This is a genomic window from Oscillibacter sp. PEA192 (assembly GCF_003574015.1).
GTDB classification, from domain to species: Bacteria; Bacillota; Clostridia; order Oscillospirales; family Oscillospiraceae; genus Oscillibacter; species Oscillibacter welbionis.
The window spans coordinates 2,803,008-2,825,096 of sequence record NZ_AP018532.1 but is presented as its reverse complement, the minus strand read 5'-3'; the positions used below and the strand labels follow the sequence as shown (position 1 = coordinate 2,825,096).

The following is a 22,089-nucleotide window of genomic DNA, read 5'->3' as shown; positions in this document are numbered from 1 at the left end:
CAGTAAGATGGCAAACGAAGACCTTCTCCTGCGGCAGATGCCCCACTCTCTGGAGGGGGAGCAAGCCGTCCTGGGCTCCATGCTCATCGACGCGGACTGCGTCAAGGATGTGATGGACAAGCTCCGGCCGTCAGATTTTTACCTCCGGCAGAACCGGGAGATTTTTGAGACCATCTACTCCATGTTCACCTATGCCAAGCCCATCGACGGCATTACCGTCTGTGAGGAGATGCAGAAGGCGGGCACCTACGACGAGAACACCACCCGTTCCTATCTGGCCCAGCTGATGGAGATCACCCCCACCAGCGCCAACGTGATGGAGTACGCGGCCATCGTCCGGGACAAGGCGTTGCTGCGGGGCGTGGCCCAGGCCGCCGCCGAGATCACCGCCATGGTGCAGGAGGGCGTGGGCGAGGCCTCCGAAATTCTGGAGGCGGCGGAGCAGAAGGTTTACGCCGTCCGCCGGGGCCAGAGCGCCCAGGACATGGTGCCCCTGCGGCAGGTGCTGCCGGAGGTGCTGGACCGGCTGGGAGAGATGAGCGAGAGCGAGAATCACCTGCCGGGGCTCTCCACGGGTATGTCCGCGGTGGACCAGAAGATCACGGGCCTGAACAAATCGGACCTGATCCTGCTGGCCGCCCGGCCCGGCATGGGCAAGACCTCCTTTGCGCTGAACGTGGCCCTGAACGTGGCCAAGGCCGTCCACAAGACAGTGGCCGTCTTCTCTCTGGAGATGAGCCGGGAACAGCTGGCCACCCGCTTGCTGGCCTCCGAGGCATTGGTGGAGAACAACCGCCTCAAGACCGGCGCCCTGCGGGAGACCGACTGGGAGAAGATCGCCGGGGCCGCCACCATCCTGAATAAGGTGGATATCCGGATCGACGACAATCCCATGCTGTCGGTGGCGGACATGAACGCCAAGTGCCGCCGGCTGGATGATCTGGGCCTGGTGGTGATCGACTACCTGCAATTGATGACCTCTGCCGGCGGCAAGGGCTACGCGGGGGAGAACCGCCAGCAGGTGGTGTCCGACATCTCCCGGATGCTGAAGATCATGGCCAAGGAGCTGAACGTGCCGGTGATCTGCCTGAGCCAGCTGTCCCGCGCCAGTGAGAAGCGGGACGACAAGCGGCCCATGCTGTCGGACCTGCGGGAGTCCGGCGCTATCGAGCAGGACGCAGACATCGTGCTGTTCCTGTACCGGGATGACTATTATAATGAGGATTCGGAGAAGCACAACATCGCTGAGTGCATTGTGGCGAAAAACCGCCACGGTGAGACCGGCAAAGTAGAGCTGCGGTGGATGCCGGAATACACCCAGTTCTCGACCTTGGATACGAGGTACGACGAGGACTGAGGTCTGTGCTCTGCTTTGCAAAGCCGCACGGACGTGCGTCAAGTGTTTTGGCGGGGCCAAAACCTTGCAGGGGGCGGACTTTGTCTGCCCCCGGTCAGTGGCCGCCGGGGTCCCCCGGCGCGTTCAGACGTGCCGGGGGAGGAGCTGCGGTGGATGCCGGAATACACCCAGTTCTCGACCTTGGATACGAGGTACGACGAGGACTGAGGTCTGTTTTGGGAGAGGTGAGGTACGGACATGGAGGAACTGCTGTCCCACTGTCCCCGGTGGGTGCTGCCCGGTCGGGGGCGTCCGGCCCTGTGTGCCGTGTCCGGCGGGCTGGACTCCATGTGCCTGCTGGACCTGCTGGACCGGTGGTGTCGGGAGCGGGATGGCCGGGTAGTGGCTGCCCACTTCAACCACCGGCTGCGGGGCGCGGAAGCCGACCGGGATGAGACCTTCGTCCGGGACTGGTGTGCCGCCCATGACATCGCATTCGTCTCCAGCTCCGGGGACGTCCGGGGCCTTATGGAGCGGGAGGGCCTCTCCCTGGAGGAGGCGGCCCGGAAGCTCCGGTACGATTTTCTTCGCCAAGAGGCGGAGAAGCTGGGGCAGTATATCAAAATCTACACAGCCCACCACGCCGATGACAACGCGGAGACCATTCTTTTCAACCTGATCCGGGGCACCGGCGTGGCGGGCCTTACCGGCATGGCCTACCAGCAAAACGGCATTTGCCGGCCACTGCTGGACGTGACAAGGGAAGAGCTGGCGGCCTACGCTGCCGCCCGCCACATCCCCCATGTGGAGGACACCACCAACGCCGACCCCGGCGCCGCGGCCCGAAACTTCCTCCGGCTGGAGGTCATGCCCCGCTTGAGGCAGATCAACCCCAGAGCTGTGGAGCACATCAACGACGCCGGACGCCGCCTGCGGGTGGCGGACCAATCACTGGAGGAAGAGGCCGCCCGCCGTACTGCCCATGTGGAGGTGCAGGAGGGGCGGGTGACCTTATCCCGGCAGGCATTGGCAGAGGCCACGGACGCCGTGCGACCCCGGATGCTGCTGCGGCTCTTCGACCTTTTGGGCGTGGGGCGGAGGGATATCACAGCCGCCCATCTGCAGGCCATCCTGCACCTGACCCGGGATACCCTCTGGGGCCGGGAGAGCCGGGTGGACCTGCCCCAGGGCGTCACCGCCCGGTACTGCCGGGAGTGGCTGATCCTGGAGACCCGGCCCCAGCTTTTGACGGAGGTCCAGCTGTTGCAGGAGTGCCCCGTCGCCTGGGGCGATTACCGGATCACCCTGCTGGATCACCGGGAGGGGGAGGGACTTGCCCTTCGGCCCTGGCGGCAGGGGGAGCGGATGGGCCTGACGGTGGGCCCTGCGGCGCCGGGAGACCGTCTGGTTCTGCCGGAGACCCACGGGGGCGGCCGCAGCATCAAACGGCTGTGCATGGACCGCCGGATCTCCCTCCCGGAGCGGGACCGGCTGCCGGCCGTCTACGCGGGAGGATGCCTGGCGGCGGTGTGGCGGCTGGGCGTGGATATGGCGTTTGCAGCACCGGAGGGGGAGCCCTGCCGGTTCATTCAGATTACCGAAGCGGCAAAGGAGAGAGATTTGATATGAAAAGCGAGATGGAAAGGGATATCCTGAAGGTCCTGGTGACAGAGGAGGAGCTGAAGGCCCGCATCACCGAAATGGGCGCGGAGCTGTATGAGCAGTTTCATGGCAAGAACCCGCTGTTTCTGGGCGTGTTGAAGGGGTCTTTCGTATTCATGGCGGACCTGGTCCGGGCTTGCCAGGTGAAGAGCGACGTGGAGTTCATCGCCGTCAGCTCCTACCAGAACGCCACTGTGTCCTCCGGCCGGGTGCAGATCACCCACGACCTGCAGCAGGACATCACCGGACGGCACCTGATCATCGTGGAGGACATTCTGGACTCCGGCAACACCTTGGCGTTTTTGAAAGACTACTTCATGACCAAGGGAGCGGCTTCCATTACCATCGTGACGCTGCTGGACAAGCCCTCCCGCCGGACTAAGGCCATCACCGCCGACCTGGCGGGGTTCGTGGTGCCGGACGAGTTTGTGGTGGGGTATGGGCTGGACTACTGCCAGCAGTACCGGAACGTGCCGTACATCGGGGTTTTGAAGCCGGAGGTATACTCCGGGGAGTGAGGCGATACGCCCTGTTTTGGGCGGACTCCGCCCAATCGTAACATGAAAACAGTCTCCCATTGCGTCCCAGGCAATGGGAAAGGAGGCTTCTGCTCGTGACAAAACAAAGACGGCTATCCAATCTGAGCTTCGTACTGCTGGCTCTCGTGATCCTGCTGTGTGTCAACTGGCTCTGGCAGAACGACAACCATGTGGACCAGCTGGAATACTCCCAGGTCCGCCAGCTGTTCCTGCAGGAAAAAGTGACGGGGCTGACCATTGACAGCGGCGGCACACTGACCCTGGAGCTGCGGGAGCCGGTGAACGGCAGCGAGACCGTGCGGTATGAGCTGTACAGCTTCCAGCTGTTTTATGACGACTTCAATGACCTGGTTCAACAGCAGTATGCGGAGGGTATCATCCAGCACTATGACTACCCGGAGCCGGTGCGCACCAACTGGCTGCTGGAGCTGCTGCCCTTCCTGCTGACGGCGGTGATCCTGGGGCTGATGTGGTACTTCCTGGTGATTCGGCCCCAGGGAGGTGGCATGGGACCGGACAAGATGGCCAAATTCGGCTCCGCCCGGACCCGGATGCTGACGGACAAGGACAAAAAGGTCACTTTCGACGACGTGGCCGGCGCCGATGAGGAGAAGGAGGAGCTCCGGGAGATCGTGGAGTTCCTGAAGGACCCCAAGAAGTACCTGTCTCTGGGGGCCCGGATTCCCAAGGGCGTGCTGCTGGTGGGCCCTCCCGGCACCGGCAAGACCCTGCTGGCCAAGGCCGTGGCAGGGGAGGCCGGCGTGGGCTTCCTGTCCATCTCCGGCTCCGATTTCGTGGAGCTGTACGTGGGCGTGGGCGCCAGCCGCGTCCGGGACCTGTTCGAGCAGGCCAAGAAGAACGCCCCGGCTATCGTGTTTATTGACGAGATCGACGCTGTGGGCCGCCAGCGGGGCACGGGCCTGGGCGGCGGCCATGACGAGCGGGAGCAGACCCTGAATCAGCTGCTGGTGGAGATGGACGGCTTTACCGCTAACGAAGGTGTGGTGGTCCTGGCGGCCACCAACCGGGCGGATGTGCTGGACCCGGCGTTGCTGCGGCCCGGTCGGTTCGACCGGCAGGTGTACGTGGGCCTGCCCGACATCCGGGGCCGGAAGGAGATCCTGGAGGTCCACGCCAAGGGCAAGCCCCTGGCGGAGGATGTGGACCTGGGCCAGCTGGCCCGGGGCACTCCGGGTTTCACCGGCGCGGACCTGGAGAACCTCATCAACGAGGGAGCCCTGCTGGCCGCCCGGAAAGATCAGAAGTTCATCACCATGCAGGATCTGAAGGACGCGGAGATCAAGGTCATCGCCGGACCGGAGAAGAAAAGCCGGGTGATCCCCCAGCACGAGCGTGAGCTGACCGCCTATCACGAGGCGGGCCACGCTGTGGTGATGCATGCGCTGCCAGATCAGGACCCGGTGACCCAGATCACCATCGTGCCCCGGGGCCAGGCGGGCGGCATGACCATCTCCCTGCCGGAGGAGGACCGGTCCTATCTCTCCCGGCGGTATATGGAGGATCAGATCGTGGGTCTCTTGGGCGGCCGGGTGGCGGAGAAGCTGTGCCTGGGAGACATCTCCACCGGTGCCAGCAACGACATCCAGCGGGCCAGCCAGATCGCCCGGAAGATGGTGGCCACCTATGGCATGAGCGACAAGATCGGCACCGTAGCCTTCGAGTCTGGCCACGACGAGGTGTTCATCGGCCGCACCATGACCCAGGGCCGCAGCTATTCCGAGGCGGTGGCCGCCCAGATCGACCAGGAGGTCCAGCGCCTGGTGGCGGATGCCTATGACCGCTGCGAACGGATCCTGAACGACAACCGCGACAAGCTGGAGGCCGTGGCGTCCTATCTGCTGGAGCATGAGACCATGGAGCGGGAGGCGTTTCTGGCCGTGTTCGGCGAACAGCCGTTGTCCCTGAAAAAAGAAGAGGTCTGAGAAAAGGCCGCCGTCCGGAGAACCGGACGGCGGCCTTTTTACAAAAAGCGGGGAATAAAGCCGCCGCAACCCTCCAAAACTGTTGGAGTGACGGGAAAATGCATCAACGCAGTCACTGGAGTTTGGCAAAATTACCAATTCGCCTGTCTCTCTATCGAGGACAAATGACCGCATTTTTCTCTGCGATTTTTTTGAAACGTCCACAACAGAGGGACAAATGACCGGAATATGCGGAAAAATCTTGAACTTTTTTGAAAGAGAGCGGAAAACTTTCTGTGGATTATTCATCTTGCAAAGCCTGGAAAAAACCTGTAAAATGCCTTTCATACATGAGGGAACAGCGATCCTTAACCATTGATAGGAGGAAAAGAAGCATGAAGAGAGTTCTTGCACTGGCTCTGGCTATGGTCATGGCTCTGAGTCTGGCCGCCTGCGGCGGCAGCGGCGACACATCCACCGGCGACTCCGGCAGCAGCGGGGGGAATGTGGTCCGCATCGGTGTGTTCGAGCCCGCCACCGGCGACTCCGGTCCCGGCGGCAAGCAGGAGATGCTGGGTATGCAGTATGCCAATAAGGAGACCCCCACGGTGGACATCGGTGGCACCACCTACAACGTGGAGCTGGTCTACGCGGACAACGGTTCCACTACCGACAAGGCGCCCACCGCCGCGGCGGAGCTGGTGAGCAAGGATGTCAGCCTGGTGCTGGGTTCCTACGGTTCCAGCGTGGCTATGGCCGGCGGTCCGGTGTTTGACGAGGCGGGCCTGGCCGCCATCGGCGTCACCTGCACCAACCCCAATATCACCGCAGGCAACGACTATTACTTCCGGATTTGCTTCCTGGACAACTTCCAGGCCCAGGTGCTGGTGAATTTCGCAAAAGACAAGTTCAGCGCACAGAAGGCCTACTGCCTGGGTGAGTTGGGCAACGAGTACGACCAGGGCCTGATCGCCTTCTTCGAGCAGAACTTTGACGGTGAGGTCATCAAGGACTCCTTCCCCACCAACACCTCCGACTTCACCACCTACCTGAACAAGGCCGTGGCAGAGGATGTGGATGTGATCTTCTGCCCCGTCTCCATCGCCTACGCCACGCAGATCGTGGGTCTGGCCGCCTCCATGGGCCTGGATATCCCCCTGCTGGGCTCCGACACACTGGACAGCAACGTGGTGCTGGAGGCCGCGCAGGGCAGCAACGTACAGCTGTACGTGTCCACCTTCTACCAGGAGGGCGGCTCTCCCAAGTTCGATGACGGCATCAAGGCATGGCTGAACGAGGACTCCACCGCCATGACCAACAACGGCGGCAACGATACCATCGCCGCTGTCACTGCCATGGGCTATGACGCCTACTATGTGGCGCTGGAGGCCCTGAAGGCCGCCGGCTCTACCGACAAGGCCGCCGTGAAGGCCGCGCTGCCTGACGTGACCTACACCGGCGTGTCCGGCTCCATCGCCTTTGACGAGCAGGGCGACGCCATCCGGGACACCGCCTATATCAAGACCGCAGACACCGCCAACAACGCCTGGACGCTGGAGACGGTCCAGACTGTGGAATAAGCCTGCCATCCGGCCAGCCTGGCGGGGTATCCCCCGCCAGGCGGCTTGTTCTTGCGCGAGATGGGACCGCCTCGAAAGGGGCCGCAGCCCGGCCTTTTTGGAGACGGTCCTTCCCGCTCGCCAACTCTGAAAGAAAAGGGGGTATCCCTGTGCAATACGGAATTTCCATCCTGCTCTCCGGCATCTCGCTGGGCGGGCAGTACGCCCTGATCGCCATCGGATACACCATGGTTTACGGCATCCTGCGCCTGATCAACTTCGCCCACGGCGACGTGTTCATGGCGGCGGGATTAATCATGGTCTATCTCAGCGCAAGCCTGCCCATCGGCGTGGCGCTGCCGCTGATGATCCTGCTGACGGTGCTGCTGGGCTTTGTCATCGAACGGGCAGCCTACAAGCCGCTGCGCAGCGCGCCCCGGATGAGCGTCATGATCTCCGCCATCGGCGTCAGCTATCTGCTGCAGAATTTGGCCACCTATATCACCGGCGGACTGCCGCAGATGTACCCCAGCCTGCCCGGCCTGTCCAGTCAGATCACCATTGCCGGCACCTCCACCAAAATGGTGACGGTGATTACGCCATTCCTGGTGGTGGCGCTGGTAGTGGTGCTGACCCAGCTCATCAACCACACCAAGATCGGCATGGCCATGCGGGCCGCCTCCCGGGATTTTGAGACCGCGCAGCTGATGGGCATCAAGATCAACAACATCATCAGCTTCACCTTTGTCATCGGTTCCTTCCTGGCGGCGGTGGGGTCTGCGCTGTACTTCACCAACTATCCCTCCATCGTGCCGCTGTCCGGCTCCCTGCCGGGCCTGCGGGCCTTCGTGGCGGCAGTGTTCGGCGGCATCGGCTCCATTCCCGGGGCCGTGGTGGGGGCATTCCTCATCGGTCTCAGCGAGACGGTGATCAAGAGCTCCAACTGGAGTGTGTTTTCCGACGCGTTCACCTTCGCGCTGCTCATCATCATCCTGGTGGTGAAGCCCACCGGCCTGTTCGGTGAGAAGTCCACCGACAAAGTGTAAAGGGGGCGTCACGATGCTGCAAGAAAAAAAGAGCAAACGGGGCGCGTGGATCGCCCTGGGCTGCGTGGCGGCCCTGCTGGTCCTGGTGATTGTGCTGGAGAACACCATGCAGCCCACCAGTATGCTGTTCACCGTGCTGAAGAAGGGGGCTGTGTACGCGCTGGTGGCGGCCTCCCTGAACCTGCTGAACGGCTTTACGGGCCTGTTCTCCCTGGGGCAGGCGGGCTTCATGCTGCTGGGCGCCTACACCTACGCCATTCTGACCATTCCCTCTGCCGACCGGGAGAGCGTCTACTACCTCTACGGCGGCTCGGCAGTGAATTTCTCCCTGCCGGAGCTGTTCGGCGGCGGCGCCCTGGGTCTGATCCTGGGTGTGCTGGCGGCGCTGATCCTGGCGGGCTGTGTGGCGGCGGTGATCGCCTGGCTTATCGGCCTGCCGGTGCTGCGGCTGAAGAGCGACTACCTGGCCATCGCCACCCTGGGCTTTGCGGAGATCATCCGGGCCATCTTCCAGTGGGACCGGCTGGGCCCTGTCACCAACGGCGCCAACGCGCTGAAGAGCTTTCCCACCTTCTCCAGCTTCAACATCGAGAACGCCAATGGGGAGGTGGTGCTGCGCCTTTCCACCTTTGTGCCCTTCCTGCTGGTGGCAGTGTGCATCGGGATCATGGTGTTGTTGATCAACTCCACCTATGGCCGGGCCTTCAAGGCCATCCGGGAGGATGAGGTGGCCGCCGAGGCCATGGGCATCAACCTGGCCAAGCACAAGCGGATGGCCTTCTGCATCAGCTCCTTCTTCGCCGGCGTGGGCGGCGGCCTGTTCGCCATGTTCGCCAACCAGGCCCAAGCCAAGACCTTCACCACCTCCATGACCTACGAGATCCTGCTGATCGTGGTGATCGGCGGCATCGGGTCCATCTCCGGCAGCTGCATCGCCTCGTTCCTGTACGTGGCGGCCAGCGAGTGGTGGCTGCGGTTCCTGGACACGGAGACGTATATCGGCGCCTTCAAGGTGCCCTTCCTGCGGACCGGCTTCCGGATGGTGGTGTTCTCCATCATCATCATGATCGTGGTGCTGTTCTTCCGCCGCGGCCTCATGGGGGACCGGGAGCTCTCTGATGTGGCCCGGAGCCTGCGGGCCCGCCTCTCCGGAAAATCGAAAAAGAAGGAGGCGGCGAAATGAGTGAGAAGATCCTTCGTTTGGAGAATATCACCATGCAGTTCGGCGGCGTCATCGCCGTGAACAACATGAATCTGGAGGTAGGCGAGGGGGAGATCGTCTCCCTGATCGGCCCCAACGGCGCGGGCAAGACTACGGCCTTCAACGTCATCACCGGCGTGTACCAGCCCACCAACGGCGCGGTGTGGTACCGGGGGGAGAAGATCGTGGAAAACTACCCCCAGGGCAAGATGCGCAAGCTCTACAAGGGCGAGCACGCCGGGGAGTACACCCACGCCCTGGCCCCCACCCCGGACAAGATTACCCGGATGGGCATGGCCCGGACCTTCCAGAATATCCGTCTGTGGAAGGACCAGACGGTGTTCGACAACGTGCTGACGGCCATGCACTGCCGTGCGACGTGCAATCTCCTCACTGCGACCTTCCATCTGAACCGGCAGGAGGAGGCGCGGCAGCGCCAGCGGGTGGAAGAGCTGCTGGCGGAGGTGAACCTCAGCGACGTTTCCGGGGAGAAGGCGAACTCCCTGCCCTACGGCAAGCAGCGGCGGCTGGAGATCGCCCGGGCCCTGGCCACGGATCCGCAGCTGCTGCTGCTGGACGAACCGGCTGCGGGCATGAACCCCCAGGAGACCGACGAGCTGACGGCCTTCATCGGGGAGATCCGCACGAAGTTCGGCCTGACGGTGTTTCTGATCGAGCACCACATGGACCTGGTCATGGACATCTCCGACCGGATCTATGTGCTGGACTTCGGCAAGCTGATTGCCGACGGCACACCGGCGGAGATCCAGAACAATCAGCGCGTCATCGACGCGTACCTGGGGGTGGCGGAAGATGCTTAAAATCCAACAGCTGCGGGTGTCCTACGGCGGCATCCAGGCTCTCCGGGGCATCGACCTGGAGGTGCCGGACGGCAAGATCGTCACCCTGATCGGCGCCAACGGCGCGGGCAAGTCCACCACCCTGCGGACCATCTCCGGCCTGGTGAAGGCGGAGTCCGGCTCCATCCAGTGGAACGGGGAGGAGCTGCTGGGCAAGCCCATCGACAAGATCATCTCCGCGGGCATCGCCATGAGCCCGGAGGGGCGGCGGGTGTTTGCGGACCTGACGGTGCTGGAGAACCTGAAGCTGGGAGCCTACCTCCGCAAGGACAAAGCGGAGATCGAAAAGGACCTGAAATGGGTCTATGAGCTGTTCCCCCGGCTGGAGGAACGGAACTGGCAGTCCGCCGGCACCCTCTCCGGCGGCGAACAGCAGATGCTGGCGGTGGGCCGGGCCCTGATGTCACGGCCGAAGCTGATGATGCTGGATGAGCCGTCCCTGGGCCTGGCGCCGCTGGTGGTGCAGGACATCTTCTCCATCATCCGGGAGATCAACCGCCAGGGCGTGACGGTACTGCTGATCGAACAGAACGCCAACATGGCCTTGAAGATCGCGGACCTGGCCTATGTGCTGGAGACGGGGAACATCACCATGTCCGGCACCGGCGCGGAGCTGCTGGCCAATGAGAAGATCAAAGAGGCGTATCTCGGCAAGCACAGATAACAGCAGGAGAGAGGCGGAAGCCTCTCTCCTGTTTTTGCGTTTCCACTGCCGATGCCGCGGGACCCCGGAGGCGGCGGGGAGACGCCGCGGCCCGAAGGAGGGACGGGCGGCCTTTGCGGAGAACATGTGGGGAGAACGGACGATTCGTCCGTTCTTTTTTTGCGCGGATTTTTCGGAACGGCGCATGAAATGCCAAAATCCAGAGACCCTAAACCAGAGCGATTTCCCTGTACCTTTCCGATGAACAAAGGAGTGAGCTTTTTGGAAACCGGAATTCACAATACCTCCGAGATCGGGCGGCTGAAAAAGGTCCTTCTCCACCGCCCTGGCGGTGAGCTGGAAAATCTGATGCCGGAGTATTTGGAGCGGCTGCTCTTTGATGACATCCCCTATCTGAAGGAGGCCCAGCGGGAGCACGACGCCTTTGCCGACTGCCTCCGGCAGCAAGGAGTGGAGGTGGTCTACCTGCGGGATCTGGTGGCGGAGTCCATCACGGACGCCGACGTGCGGGCCGACTTGATCCGCCAGTTCCTGGAGGAGTCCGGCGTCAAGGACGACCGGCTCCGGGAGAGCCTGGAGGACTTCCTCTCTGCCCTGCCGGACAAGGAGATGGTGTCTGCCATGATGGCGGGCGTCCGCAAGTCCCAGCTCCGGGCAAACAGCGCCCGGCTGGGGGACTATCTCTCTGCCGCCGGGGATGATTACCCCTTCGCCGTAGATCCCCTGCCCAACCTCTATTTTACCCGGGACCCCTTCGCCACCATCGGTACCGGCGTGTCCATCCACAAAATGCACACCGCCACGAGAAACCGGGAGACCCTGTTCGGCAAGTTCATTTTCGAGCACCACCCGGACTACCGCAACGCCCCCAGGTGGTACGACCGGGGCGAGACCTCCTCCCTGGAGGGGGGCGATATCCTGATCCTGTCCCCTCAGGTGCTGGCGGTGGGCATCTCTCAGCGGACGGAGGAGGACTCCATCGACGCCTTGGCGGAGACGGTGCTCTCCGAGAGCAAGACCTTCCGCAAGCTGCTGGCCTTTGACATTCCCAAGAGCCGGTCCTTCATGCACCTGGATACGGTGTTCACCATGGTGGACCGGGACAAGTTCACCGTCCATCCCAACATCCTCCAGCAGATTACGGTGTTCGTCATGGAGCTGGACGAAAACCGGAAGATGAAAATCCGTCAGGAGGACGGCCGGCTGGAGGACATCCTGAAGGAGCACCTGGAGCTGGATAAGGTGACACTGATCCCCTGCGGCCAGGGCAGCGAGATCGACGCCGCCCGGGAGCAGTGGAGCGACGGCTCCAATACCCTGGCCATCGGCCCCGGCGAGGTGGTGGTGTACTCCCGGAACTATGTCACCAACCGGGCCCTGGAGGAGGCGGGCATCCGGCTCCACACCATTCCCAGCGCAGAACTCTCCCGCGGGCGGGGCGGACCCCGGTGCATGTCCATGCCGCTGTGGCGGGAGGATCCGTAAGCATTCGCGGAGCGTGAATGGGCCGCCCCGGCCAGGGAGGGCTTGTCCAGCGGGATGCACCCCCATGTCGTCGTCGCAAAGTCCGCTCAGCCCCGTTTCCGTGTACGGCGAAAACTGCGCCCGCTCCCTTGCACCCCAAGGGCACTTCCGCGCCCACTCCGTGGGCTTGGGCGCTCCTCCTCTCCCCACCGTGCGGGGCGCGGCGGGACCCCTTATCGGTCTTGCCAAAAGAGAAACGGGCCGTGCACGGTCCAAAGAGAAAGGCGCCTGGATGCGCTCTGGTGCAGTGGCCCTCCGCGCTGAAGGGGGGGCGGCGAATCGGTGCCTGCTCCGATTTGGCCTTGCCTTCGGGCACGCTAGGCCCTTCTGCAATTCCCTCGACTGCCGTCCCGTGGCGGATGGTGCGGAAGTTGCCGGGATGCAAGGACGCATTTGAACTGCTTCGCTTTTCCTGTCTCGCGCTACGGCGCTCCGGGGATTTCCGTCATCAGTGTTCCACTGGTTCCTCCTTCCGCGCGTTCGGCTTCGCTACGCACTGCCCTGGCGGTCATAGAAGCTGCAGCTTGGCCCTATGCTGAAACTCTCATTAACCACCGGCCAGCGGCAGCGAAAATCAGCGCAGCGTGTATCCCGGACTTCCCCGGGCTGGAGGGGTTCACAAGGGCCGGACGTTTCCCTCTCTGACCGCCGCAAGGGATCGCCAACCTTCCCCCGCCGAAACATGTTTTCTTTTCCGCCGGGAGCAGTATCCCCCACAGCCCCTGTTCGGCGGTCCACATCTGTCCCCTCAAAAAGTCCTCATCATGAACAAGATAAAAAGGAGTGCATTTTATGGCAATCAATTTGAAAGGCCGGAGTTTTCTGACTCTGGAAGACTTCACCCCCGCGGAGATCCGTTATCTCCTGGACCTGGGCCACGACCTGAAGGCCAAGCGCCGGGCCGGCATCTGCGACCCAACCCTTCAGGGCAAGCACATCGTGCTGCTGTTTGAAAAGACCTCCACCCGCACCCGCTGCTCCTTCGAGGTGGCTGCTACCCAGGAGGGGGGCCACGTCACCTATCTGGACGCCGGCAGCAGCCAGATGGGCAAGAAGGAGTCTCTGGAGGACACCGCCAAAGTGCTGGGCCGGTTTTTCGACGGCATCGAGTACCGGGGCTACGACCAGAAGGTGGTGGAGGATCTGGCGAAGTACGCCGGTGTGCCCGTCTGGAACGGTCTCACCGACGCAGACCACCCCACCCAGATCCTGGCGGACATGATGACCATTGAGGAGCACTGCCACAAGCCCCTGAACCAGGTGAAGGTGGTGTTCCCCGGCGACGTGCGGAACAATATGTGCTACGCCTGGATGATCGGCGCCGCCAAGATGGGTATGCATTTTGTGGGCCTGGGGCCCCAGGAGCTGGCCAAGGAGATGGACGGCACACTGGTGAAGCGGGTATTCGCCACCGCACGGGAGAACGGCGGCCTCATCGAGATCACCGACAACATGAACTCCCTGAAGGATGCGGACGTGATCTACGGCGACATCTGGGCTTCCATGGGCGAGGAGGACCTGATCCCCGAGCGGGCCAAGCTGCTGACTCCCTACCGGGTGACGGAGGAGACACTGAAGGCCACCGGCAACTCCAACGTGCTGTATCTGCACTGCCTGCCCTCCTTCCATGACTTTGAGACCAAGCTGGCCAAGGAGTGGCAGGACAAGGGCGTGGACATCCGGGAGGTCACCGACGAGGTGTTCCGCAGCCGCCACAGTGTGGTATTCGACGAGGCGGAGAACCGGATGCACTCCATCAAAGCTGTGCTGGTGGCCACCATCGGAAGATAATTCATGGAAAAGGCGCCGCCTTTTTCGTGAGAGCGTTTACAGCTATCTGCATGTACTCGCTTCGCTTGCACACTTGATAGCTGGGAAGGATGTTTGCCGACACGCGTGCTGCCGGCAAACATGATGGAAATGATGTTGACGCCGCGGCGTCAAAACAGAAGCGGGGTAGATATCTTGAATCAAAAAAAATTCCACATGCCCACAGCCTATACGATCCTGTTCCTGCTGCTGATCCTGGTGGCTGCCGCCACCTGGATCATCCCGGCGGGCAGCTATGACTACGTGGACGGCGTGCCGGTGGCGGGGACGTACCACACGGTGGAGCAGAATCCCCAGGGAGTGGGCGACGTTCTGAAGGCAGCTTTTTCTGGCTTTTACGACGCGGTGGACGTGTGCATCTTCATCCTGATGGTGGGCGGCTTTCTGGGCGTGGTGATGAAGACCGGTGCCGTGGACGCCGGCGTGGGCAACGTCATCCGCCTGCTGGGCGGCCGGGAGAAGTGGCTGATCCCCATTCTGATGCTGCTGTTCGGCTTGGGCGGCACCACCTACGGCATGTGGGAGGAGACCATGGCCTTTTATCCCCTGCTGATCCCGGTGTTCCTGGCGGCCGGGTACGACGCGGTAGTGGGCATCAGCGTGATCCTGCTGGGGGCCGGGGCCGGCGTCATCGCCTCCACGGTAAACCCCTTTGCCACCGGCATCGCCGCGGGCTTTGCCGGGGTCTCTCTGGGAGAGGGTATCGTGCTGCGGCTGCTGGAGTGGGTGGCCTTTGAGGCGGCGGCCATCTGGTTTGTGATGGCCTACGCCGCGAAGGTCAAGAAGAACCCCTCCAAATCCGTGGTGGGCGTGGGCGCGGGCAAGATCCAGGTAAGCATGGACCAGCAGGTGCCCTTTACCGCCAAGCGGAAGGTCATCATGGCCCTCTTTACGCTGACATTCCTCATCATGGTCTATGCTGTGGTGCCCTTTGACGAGATGGGCCTGTCCCTGCCCGCTCTGGGCTGGTGGTTTCCGGAGCTCTCCGCCCTGTTCTTGGTGGCAGGTGTCGTCATCGGCCTCATTGACCGGATGAGTGAGGAGGAGCTGGTAGAGACCTACGTGGCCGGCTGCGCGGACCTTTTAGGCGTGGCCTTTATCATCGGCATCAGCCGGGGCATCACTGTGCTGATGAACGACGGCGCCATCACCGACACGGTCCTCCACTGGGGAGAGCAGGCCCTTTCCGGCGCCGGGGCCATCAGCTTCACGCTGCTGGTGTTCGCCCTGTACCTGCCCCTCACCATCCTGATCCCGTCCTCGTCGGGCCTGGCGACACTGTCCATCCCCATTGTGGCGCCCCTGGGCAAATTCGCCGGGGTGGGCGGCGATCTGGTGGTGACAGCGTTCCAGTCCGCCTCCGGCCTGGTGAACATCATCACCCCTACTGCGGCGGTGGTGATGGGCGCCCTGGCCCTGGGCCATGTGCCCTACGACCGCTGGGTGAAGTATGTGTGGAAGCTGATACTCTGGTTTTTGCTGCTGGCCCTGGCGTTCCTGGTGGCGGGTGTGCTGCTGGGATAGAAAAAGCAAAGCGCGCACGGTTTTCCGTGCGCGCTTTTTTGCCATATCCAAATGCCGGAAGATGGCGGTTCCGGCGGCTGACTGCTGTTCCGGAAGCGGCCTTCCGCGGAGGCGCCTGATGGGGAAGGACGTACCTCAGTACCCCACGATGAGGCCCTTTTCCATGGCATAGAAGCTGGTGAGTCCCCGGCAGGACAGCAGGTCCACCTGTTTCACCGGCAGGTCTGCCAGGATCTGCCGCTTCAGGGCCATAGCACCCTCCAGGTTCTCACAGTGGGAGATTACCACCTCTGCGTCGGTGCAGTCCTTGCTGGCCTTCATCAGGGCGGTGATGGCCCGGTAGGTCTTACCCACGCCCCGGGCCTTATCCGCCACATGAATGGTGCCCTCGGCTGTGGCGTCCGCAATGATGTGGATGCCCAGGGAGCGGAGCAACGTGCCCACAATGGGCCGCATCCGGCCATTTTTGATAAGGTTGTCGAAATTCTCCAGGGTGAAGCAGGTCCGCAGGGTGGCCTGATAGCGGTGGAGCTGCTGGCAGAGAGCGTCGAAGTCCCCATCATCCCCCGCTGCCTCCATCAGGGCCTGGGCCCGGCGGATCAGCAGCACCATGGTCCCGGCGGCGGCGCGGGAGTCGATGACGCAGATCTGCTTTTCCGGGTGCTCCTCCAGCACCATCTCCCGGGCGATGCAGGCCGCGTGATACGTGCCGGAGAGCTGGGAGGAAAGCGTGAAGCAGACGGTACGGTCCCCCCGCTCAAAGGCCCCGGCAAAGTCGGCGGGGGAGGGGCAGGCGGACGAGGAGGCAGCCTTCTCCACCGCCATGGCGGAGAGCAGGGCGGGAACCGACAGGGCGTCATCGTCCACAAATTCCCGGCCGCCCACCTGGATGCGCAGAGGCACGGTCTCAAACCGGACGCAGCTGCTGTGGAAGGAAGCTGTCCGCAGGTCGCAGCTGCTGTCGCTCACAATATTCCATGTCATAAAGAACACCCCGAAATCTGATTTTAAAAACGATATCTTCTGCCACCATCATACTGGAGGAAGGGAGAATTGTCAAGGATGGATTCGGAAATCTTGACAGGCGGAAAAAATAGTGCTATGCTGGAACAGTTCTTATAAGAACTGTTTTAAATAAAATGAAAGGGGGCGGGCGCTGTGGCAGTGAGCAGTACGCAGCTGCTGCGGGTTATCCAGCAGTTCCGCCGGTATTACGATAGGCATTTCTCAGAGCTTCTGTCCCGCACCGGGCTCTCCATGCGGGAGATTCATGTGGTGCTGTTTCTGGCCAATCATCCGGCACATGACACTGCCCGGGACGTGACAGAGCTCCGGGGACTGGCCAAGAGCCAGGTGTCCGCCGCGGTGGACCTGCTGGCGGCGCGGGAGCTGCTCCGCCGTCAGCCGGACAAGGCAGACCGCCGGGTGATCCATCTGGCGCTGACAGATGCGGGCGCGGCCCTGGCCCGGGAGGGGCAGAAGCTCCAGAGTACCTGCCTGGACGCGCTGTTTGCCGGTCTGACACAGTCGGAGGCGGAGCGATTTCAGGAACTGCTGGAAAAGGTTCTGACCAGCGCGGAAGTGCGGTTGAAGGAAGGAGGCAATACATGAGCCGTCGAAATGTGGACCTGGGCAGCGGGAGCGTGGGAAAGCTGCTGTTTTCCCTGGCCGTTCCTACCATCACCTCCCAGATCGTCAACATGCTGTACAATCTGGTGGACCGGGTGTACATCGGCCACATGCAGCCGGTGGAGACTGTGGGCAAGCTGGCCCTCACCGGCGTGGGGGTGTGCCTGCCCATCATCATGGTGATCTCCGCCTTCGCGGCCCTGATGGCCTTCGGCGGCGCACCCCGGGCCTCCATCGCCGAAGGGCGGGGAGACCTGAAGGAGTCGGAGCGGATCATGGGCAACAGCTTCACCATGCTGGTGGCGGTGTCCGTGGTGCTGACTGTGGTCTTTCTGGTGTTTGCGGAACCCATGCTCCGCATCTTCGGCGCCAGCGACAACACCATCGGCTACGCCCTGAACTATATGCGCATTTATGCCCTGGGCACCATCTTCGTCCAGGTGACCCTGGGCATGAACGCCTATATCACCGCCCAGGGCTTCACGGTGGTGGGCATGAAGACCGTGCTGATCGGCGCGATCCTCAATACGGTGCTGGACCCCATCTTCATCTTCGCCTTCGGCATGGGGGTCCGGGGCGCGGCCCTGGCCACCATTCTATCCCAGGCGGTCTCCGCGGTGTGGGTGCTAAAGTTCCTTACGGGCAGCAAGACCAAGTGGCACCTGCGGCGGGAGCACCTGCGGCCCCAAGCCAAGGTGGTGCTGCCGGCCCTGGCCCTGGGCGCTTCCCCCTTCATCATGCAGTCTACGGAGAGCCTCATTACCGTGTGCTTCAACTCCTCACTGCTGAAATACGGCGGGGACATCGCTGTGGGTGCTATGACCGTGCTCTCCAGCATCATGCAGTTCGCCATGATGCCCCTCCAGGGCCTGACCCAAGGGGCCCAGCCCATCATCAGCTACAACTACGGCGCCCGGAATCCGGAGCGGGTACGGCGTGCCTTCCAGGTGCTGCTGATGGCCTGCCTGGCATACTCCCTGCTGCTGTGGGCGCTGGTGCAGCTGTTCCCCCAGCTGTTCGCCCTGATGTTCACCTCGGACAGCGAGCTGGTGAGCTATGCCTCCTGGGCCCTGCGGATCTACATGGCGGCCACCGGGATCTTCGGTATCCAGATCGCCTGTCAGCAGACCTTCGTGGCCCTGGGCAACGCCAAGATCTCCTTGTTCCTGGCAGTGCTGCGGAAGATCATCCTGCTGATTCCCTTCATTTATATTCTGCCCAACTTTTTTGCGGATAAGGCTTTTGCGGTCTTTCTGGCGGAGCCGGTGGCGGATTTCCTGGCGGTGTGTACCACAGCCACCATGTTCGCTGTCCATTTCAAAAAGAGCATGACCGCGCTGGAGGGAAAGCCCGGCGTGTGAACCGAAAACCCGATGCAGAGAGCCGGCCGCCCCAAGGGCGGCCGGCTTTTTTGCGCGTGGGAGTGGACGGTAGGCATCAGGCCCCGAAGATCTCCGCCAGCAGGTCCATGGCCTCTGGCAGCGCCGCCGGGCTGAGGCCGGCATAGTTCACCACCAGCGTGTGGGCGTAGGCAGGGGAGGGGATGGCGGCGTACTCCGAGAGAAAGCCCAGCCGGACGCCCAGAGCCGCAGCCCGGTCCCGCAGGGCCCCGTCGCTTTCCCGGGTGTCCAGCCGCAGGAGAAAGTGGAGCCCCGCCCCCTGCTCCGAGATCGTGATCCGGTTCCGGAAAGGGCTGGACCGGAAGGAGGCCAGAACCGCGTCGTGACGGGTGCGGTACTCCTTGCGCATCCGGGCCAGGTGCTGCTCGTAGTGGCCCTGGTCCAGGAACCGGGCCAGCACGTGCTGGTCCAGGGCGGGCACCGTGCAGGAATAAAAATCCAGCTCCCGGCGGTACTGCTCCAGCAGGCGGGGCGGCAGCACCATGAATCCCACCCGCATGGAGGGGGAGATGGTCTGGGAGAAGGTGTTCATGTACACCACCCGCCCGGCGGTGTCGATACTCTGGAGGGTGGGAATGGGACGGCCTGTAAAGCGGAACTCGCTGTCATAGTCATCCTCGATGATGATGCCTCCGGCCTTCTCAGCCCAGCGGAGCAGGGCCTGCCGCCGGCCGATGGGTGTCACCAGTCCGGTGGGATAGTGGTGGGCGGGAGAGAGATGGACCACACTGGCTCCCGCCGCCTCCAGGGCCTCCGGGGGAACGCCCTGGCCGTCCAGGGGCACCGGGCGGCAAGCCGCGCCGCACTTGCCGTACACCTGGCGGATTTTGGGATAGCCCGGATCCTCCACGGCAAAGACGGCCTCCCGCCCCAGCAGCTGAGCCAGCAGCAGATACAGGTACTCCGCCCCGGCCCCCACCACGATCTGCTCCGGCGGCACAGCCATGCCCTTATACTCCCGCAGGTCCCGGGCGATGGCCTGCCGCAGGGCGGGCAGCCCCTGGTGGGGCACTGGGCGCAGCAGGGCTTCCCCGTCCTCGGACAGCACCTGCCGGGTCAGACGGGCCCAGGCCGCCGCGGGGAAGCGGCTGGCGTCCACCTGGTTGCTCTTCAGATCCAGCCGCCAGACCGGGGCCTCCGGCGGCGCCTCAGGAGCCGGAGGAGCGGGGGCGGCAGGCCGGGGCCGCTCTACCTCCGCCACAAAAAAGCCCCGCTTGGGCTGGGTGTACACATAGCCCTCCGCCTCTAGCTGCTGGTAGGCCCCCTCCACCGTCATGACGGAGATGTGCAGGTGCTCCGCCAGGGCCCGCTTGGAGGGCAGCCGCTCCCCGGCCGTCAGGGTGCCGTCCAGGATGTCCCCCCGGATGCAGCGGTACAGGTATTCATACAGCGGCGCTCTGCCGCGGTTTTCCAGGGCGTAGGTACGCATGGGCTTCCTCCATCTGACCTGATAAAAAATTCAGAAATTGACGCTTTTAATCATATCATATTTGTTCTATGATGGCAACAGCAAATGGGGCGCGAGACGGCCCCGCCGGAAGGAGAAGAGGATATGGAGAAGACAGCGGAGCAGGAGACGGCCAAGACCTTCCAGCGGACACGGATGGTCGTGATGGCGGCGGCCTTTGCGGCGCTGGCCTGCGTGGCCACTATGGTGGTGAAGGTGCCGTCCCCCACCGGCGGCTACATGAACCTGGGGGACACGGTGGTGCTGCTGGGCGGATATCTGCTGGGGCCAGCCTGGGGCGCCCTGGCGGGCAGCATCGGCCCGGCCCTGGCGGATGTGCTGCTGGGCTCGCCCATCTACGCACCCGCTACCCTGGTCATCAAGGCAGGGATGGCGGCTTTGGCGGCCGCGTGCCATCAGGCGTTCGGAAAGGGACGGGGTCCCCTGGGCCTTGCGGCCTGCGGCATCGTGGGAGAGCTGCCCATGGTGGTGGGCTACTGGCTGTACGACGCCCTGCTGCTGGGGAGCGCGGCTGGTGCCGCGGCGGGTATCCCCAGCAATCTGGTGCAGGCTGCCTTCGGCATCGCCGCCTCCACACTGCTGGCGGCGGCTCTGGGCCGCAGCGCCTACGTCCGGCGGGAGTTCCCCCGGCTGTGATCCCCGCAACATGGAAGAAAGCTCCCCCGGCGGGCCTTTGGCCCGCCGGGGGAGCTTTGCGTCTGCGGGAGAATCTGAAAGATGCTTGTGGAGGGGGGCCCTTGGCGCGGAGGCGGACCCCGGCCCGGCCCGCAGGCGAGGTCTCCTGAAAGAGAGGCCCCCAGCGGGTTCTAAAACCCGCCGGGGGCTTGTAGGCTTAATGGGGTGCTCAGAAGCCTCCCCAGCCGCTGTCAAAGCTGCCGGGATCCTTGGGGGCCGCGCCCTCTCCCACGCCGGAAGTGTGCTTGGCGGTGTCAAAATAGCCAAGCTCCGTGCACTGGTAGACCGGCAGGTAGAACAGCGCCACCAGCAGCGGCCAGACACAGCCCAGCACCACCTGCAATCCTACGGGCATGGGCAGGGTGATGGCATAGACCTGGGCGGGGTTCGCCAAATAGTAGCCGGGGTCCTGGAAAATGCAGGCGTAGATATAGCCCGTCTGCACGACGGAGGTGAGGGACGCCAGGAGGAGCCAGCCGATATAGCTCAGATCCAGCATGAACAGCTGCCCCTTGTAGCCAAGAGTCTGCTGCTTGCTCATGTTCAGGGCCTCCATCACCCCGATGCCGGGGTTCTCATAGAGGTTGTACAGGGCGAAGCGGTAGCGGTAGGCGGCGATGATGCCTGGAATGACGAACAGCAGTGACCAGAAGAACGTGAAGAGGTAGATCACGATGTTCAGCAGGATGACCTTGCCCACAAAGGAGAACCCGTCGAACAGCGTCAGGTATTCCGCCCGCTCGCCCCGGCGGATGGCCATGCAGTACATCACGAAGCCGGAGGCCAGGACCATGCTCATCAGGCCGGTGAGGATGGAGATGAAGGTGCCCAGCAGGCCCGGATTCATAAGACCCATGAAGCTGTCCGCCAGGTTCAGCACCAGCACCAGGGCCAGGTACAGGCAGGTCATCCCGCGGGGGCTGACCTGGGCGGAGCGCAGCAGCTCCTTCATCTCCTGCTTCAGATGCTTTCGGTCGATCAGTTGTGCCATCATAATATGTCTTGGCCTCCAGATAATTTGAAAATGGGGCGGCCGGAGCCGGACCCGTATCACCAAGCATATCATGTTTCTTCTGAAATAACAAGAGACGGCGTAAAAATGGGAGGGAATGACAGAACTGGATAAAACGTGTGAAAAGTTGCAAAGATTCTGTATAAAGAAGCATATTTTTTTCAAAAGTTGTCGTTCACAGTCTGGACATTTTTCAAAAATAGGTGTAGAATGAGGCGCAGTATGTGATAGTGTCGCC

Annotated in this window: 18 protein-coding genes; 15 read left to right on the top strand and 3 right to left on the bottom strand. The window is 62.9% G+C overall.

Features of this window, described 5'->3' with window-relative positions; genetic code table 11:
* Nucleotides 1-7: 7 nt before the first annotated feature.
* The 12 genes from dnaB to DN611_RS14025 all read left to right on the top strand — a co-directional run bounded on the left by dnaB (nt 8) and on the right by DN611_RS14025 (nt 15,667).
* On the top strand, nt 8-1,357 hold the full coding sequence (gene dnaB / locus DN611_RS14080; protein ID WP_021750267.1) for a replicative DNA helicase: 1,350 nt from the start codon (nt 8-10) through the stop codon (nt 1,355-1,357).
* A 237-nt stretch (nt 1,358-1,594) separates the two neighbouring features.
* Nucleotides 1,595-2,965 (top strand): tRNA lysidine(34) synthetase TilS, encoded by a 1,371-nt coding sequence (gene tilS, locus DN611_RS14075; RefSeq protein ID WP_119311654.1) that lies wholly within the window; start codon nt 1,595-1,597, stop codon nt 2,963-2,965.
* Nucleotides 2,962-3,516 carry a hypoxanthine phosphoribosyltransferase gene (gene hpt / locus DN611_RS14070; protein ID WP_021750265.1) on the top strand — a complete coding sequence of 185 codons (555 nt, stop codon included), beginning with the start codon at nt 2,962-2,964 and terminating at the stop codon, nt 3,514-3,516. Before tilS ends, hpt begins: the two co-directional genes overlap by 4 nt.
* Nucleotides 3,517-3,611: 95 nt before the next feature.
* Nucleotides 3,612-5,480, top strand: coding sequence for an ATP-dependent zinc metalloprotease FtsH (ftsH, locus tag DN611_RS14065; protein ID WP_119311653.1), 1,869 nt, complete (start codon nt 3,612-3,614; stop codon nt 5,478-5,480).
* A gap of 374 nt (nt 5,481-5,854) precedes the next feature.
* On the top strand, nt 5,855-7,039 hold the full coding sequence (locus tag DN611_RS14060; protein WP_021750262.1) for an ABC transporter substrate-binding protein: 1,185 nt from the start codon (nt 5,855-5,857) through the stop codon (nt 7,037-7,039).
* 143 nt (nt 7,040-7,182) lie between these two features.
* Nucleotides 7,183-8,064 (top strand): branched-chain amino acid ABC transporter permease, encoded by an 882-nt coding sequence (locus tag DN611_RS14055; protein WP_337542176.1) that lies wholly within the window; start codon nt 7,183-7,185, stop codon nt 8,062-8,064.
* Between the two features lie 13 nt (nt 8,065-8,077).
* The gene (locus DN611_RS14050) at nt 8,078-9,247 is read left to right on the top strand and encodes a branched-chain amino acid ABC transporter permease (RefSeq protein ID WP_119311652.1); all 1,170 of its coding nucleotides are present in this window, start codon (nt 8,078-8,080) and stop codon (nt 9,245-9,247) included.
* Nucleotides 9,244-10,086 carry an ABC transporter ATP-binding protein gene (locus tag DN611_RS14045; protein ID WP_119310847.1) on the top strand — a complete coding sequence of 281 codons (843 nt, stop codon included), beginning with the start codon at nt 9,244-9,246 and terminating at the stop codon, nt 10,084-10,086. Before DN611_RS14050 ends, DN611_RS14045 begins: the two co-directional genes overlap by 4 nt.
* The gene (locus DN611_RS14040) at nt 10,079-10,789 is read left to right on the top strand and encodes an ABC transporter ATP-binding protein (RefSeq protein WP_021750258.1); all 711 of its coding nucleotides are present in this window, start codon (nt 10,079-10,081) and stop codon (nt 10,787-10,789) included. The genes DN611_RS14045 and DN611_RS14040 overlap by 8 nt, the downstream gene beginning before the upstream one ends.
* 240 nt (nt 10,790-11,029) lie before the next feature.
* Nucleotides 11,030-12,274 carry an arginine deiminase gene (gene arcA / locus DN611_RS14035; RefSeq protein WP_021750257.1) on the top strand — a complete coding sequence of 415 codons (1,245 nt, stop codon included), beginning with the start codon at nt 11,030-11,032 and terminating at the stop codon, nt 12,272-12,274.
* Nucleotides 12,275-13,105: 831 nt separating this feature from the next.
* Nucleotides 13,106-14,104 carry an ornithine carbamoyltransferase gene (gene argF / locus DN611_RS14030; RefSeq protein WP_119311651.1) on the top strand — a complete coding sequence of 333 codons (999 nt, stop codon included), beginning with the start codon at nt 13,106-13,108 and terminating at the stop codon, nt 14,102-14,104.
* A gap of 174 nt (nt 14,105-14,278) precedes the next feature.
* Nucleotides 14,279-15,667: a YfcC family protein gene (locus tag DN611_RS14025; RefSeq protein WP_036630883.1), complete on the top strand. Its 1,389-nt coding sequence runs from the start codon at nt 14,279-14,281 to the stop codon at nt 15,665-15,667.
* Nucleotides 15,668-15,802: 135 nt separating this feature from the next.
* Here DN611_RS14025 and DN611_RS14020 read toward each other — a convergent pair whose 3' ends face one another.
* Nucleotides 15,803-16,651, bottom strand: a complete 849-nt coding sequence (locus DN611_RS14020) for a DegV family protein (protein ID WP_021750253.1) — start codon at nt 16,649-16,651, stop codon at nt 15,803-15,805.
* 174 nt (nt 16,652-16,825) lie between these two features.
* On the opposite strand from DN611_RS14020, the gene DN611_RS14015 reads away from it, so the two are divergent.
* Together DN611_RS14015 and DN611_RS14010 are read left to right on the top strand one after the other, a co-directional pair.
* Nucleotides 16,826-17,278, top strand: a complete 453-nt coding sequence (locus tag DN611_RS14015; protein WP_119311650.1) for a MarR family winged helix-turn-helix transcriptional regulator — start codon at nt 16,826-16,828, stop codon at nt 17,276-17,278.
* A complete protein-coding gene (locus tag DN611_RS14010) occupies nt 17,275-18,657 on the top strand; it encodes an MATE family efflux transporter (protein WP_021750251.1) in 1,383 nt (460 codons plus the stop codon). Before DN611_RS14015 ends, DN611_RS14010 begins: the two co-directional genes overlap by 4 nt.
* A 76-nt stretch (nt 18,658-18,733) precedes the next feature.
* Here the strand turns inward: DN611_RS14010 and pdxR are convergent, their stop codons facing one another.
* A complete protein-coding gene (gene pdxR, locus DN611_RS14005) occupies nt 18,734-20,125 on the bottom strand; it encodes a MocR-like pyridoxine biosynthesis transcription factor PdxR (RefSeq protein ID WP_119311649.1) in 1,392 nt (463 codons plus the stop codon).
* A gap of 123 nt (nt 20,126-20,248) precedes the next feature.
* On the opposite strand from pdxR, the gene DN611_RS14000 reads away from it, so the two are divergent.
* The gene (locus DN611_RS14000; RefSeq protein ID WP_119311648.1) at nt 20,249-20,800 is read left to right on the top strand and encodes an ECF transporter S component; all 552 of its coding nucleotides are present in this window, start codon (nt 20,249-20,251) and stop codon (nt 20,798-20,800) included.
* A gap of 208 nt (nt 20,801-21,008) precedes the next feature.
* On the opposite strand, the gene DN611_RS13995 is transcribed toward DN611_RS14000, so the two are convergent.
* Nucleotides 21,009-21,833, bottom strand: a complete 825-nt coding sequence (locus tag DN611_RS13995; RefSeq protein ID WP_021748238.1) for a DUF975 family protein — start codon at nt 21,831-21,833, stop codon at nt 21,009-21,011.
* Nucleotides 21,834-22,089 lie beyond the last annotated feature (256 nt).

Bases quoted from the DNA above. Each gene is read 5' to 3' on its own strand.
- DN611_RS14045 (WP_119310847.1), top strand. From the start codon at position 9,244: ATGAGTGAGAAGATCCTTCGTTTGGAGAATATCACCATGCAGTTCGGC.
- arcA (WP_021750257.1), top strand. From the start codon at position 11,030: ATGAACAAAGGAGTGAGCTTTTTGGAAACCGGAATTCACAATACCTCC.
- DN611_RS14040 (WP_021750258.1), top strand. From the start codon at position 10,079: ATGCTTAAAATCCAACAGCTGCGGGTGTCCTACGGCGGCATCCAGGCT.
- DN611_RS14010 (WP_021750251.1), top strand. From the start codon at position 17,275: ATGAGCCGTCGAAATGTGGACCTGGGCAGCGGGAGCGTGGGAAAGCTG.
- DN611_RS14060 (WP_021750262.1), top strand. From the start codon at position 5,855: ATGAAGAGAGTTCTTGCACTGGCTCTGGCTATGGTCATGGCTCTGAGT.
- dnaB (WP_021750267.1), top strand. From the start codon at position 8: ATGGCAAACGAAGACCTTCTCCTGCGGCAGATGCCCCACTCTCTGGAG.
- hpt (WP_021750265.1), top strand. From the start codon at position 2,962: ATGAAAAGCGAGATGGAAAGGGATATCCTGAAGGTCCTGGTGACAGAG.
- DN611_RS14000 (WP_119311648.1), top strand. From the start codon at position 20,249: ATGGAGAAGACAGCGGAGCAGGAGACGGCCAAGACCTTCCAGCGGACA.
- argF (WP_119311651.1), top strand. From the start codon at position 13,106: ATGGCAATCAATTTGAAAGGCCGGAGTTTTCTGACTCTGGAAGACTTC.
- DN611_RS13995 (WP_021748238.1), bottom strand. From the start codon at position 21,833: ATGATGGCACAACTGATCGACCGAAAGCATCTGAAGCAGGAGATGAAG.
- tilS (WP_119311654.1), top strand. From the start codon at position 1,595: ATGGAGGAACTGCTGTCCCACTGTCCCCGGTGGGTGCTGCCCGGTCGG.
- DN611_RS14050 (WP_119311652.1), top strand. From the start codon at position 8,078: ATGCTGCAAGAAAAAAAGAGCAAACGGGGCGCGTGGATCGCCCTGGGC.
- DN611_RS14020 (WP_021750253.1), bottom strand. From the start codon at position 16,651: ATGACATGGAATATTGTGAGCGACAGCAGCTGCGACCTGCGGACAGCT.
- pdxR (WP_119311649.1), bottom strand. From the start codon at position 20,125: ATGCGTACCTACGCCCTGGAAAACCGCGGCAGAGCGCCGCTGTATGAA.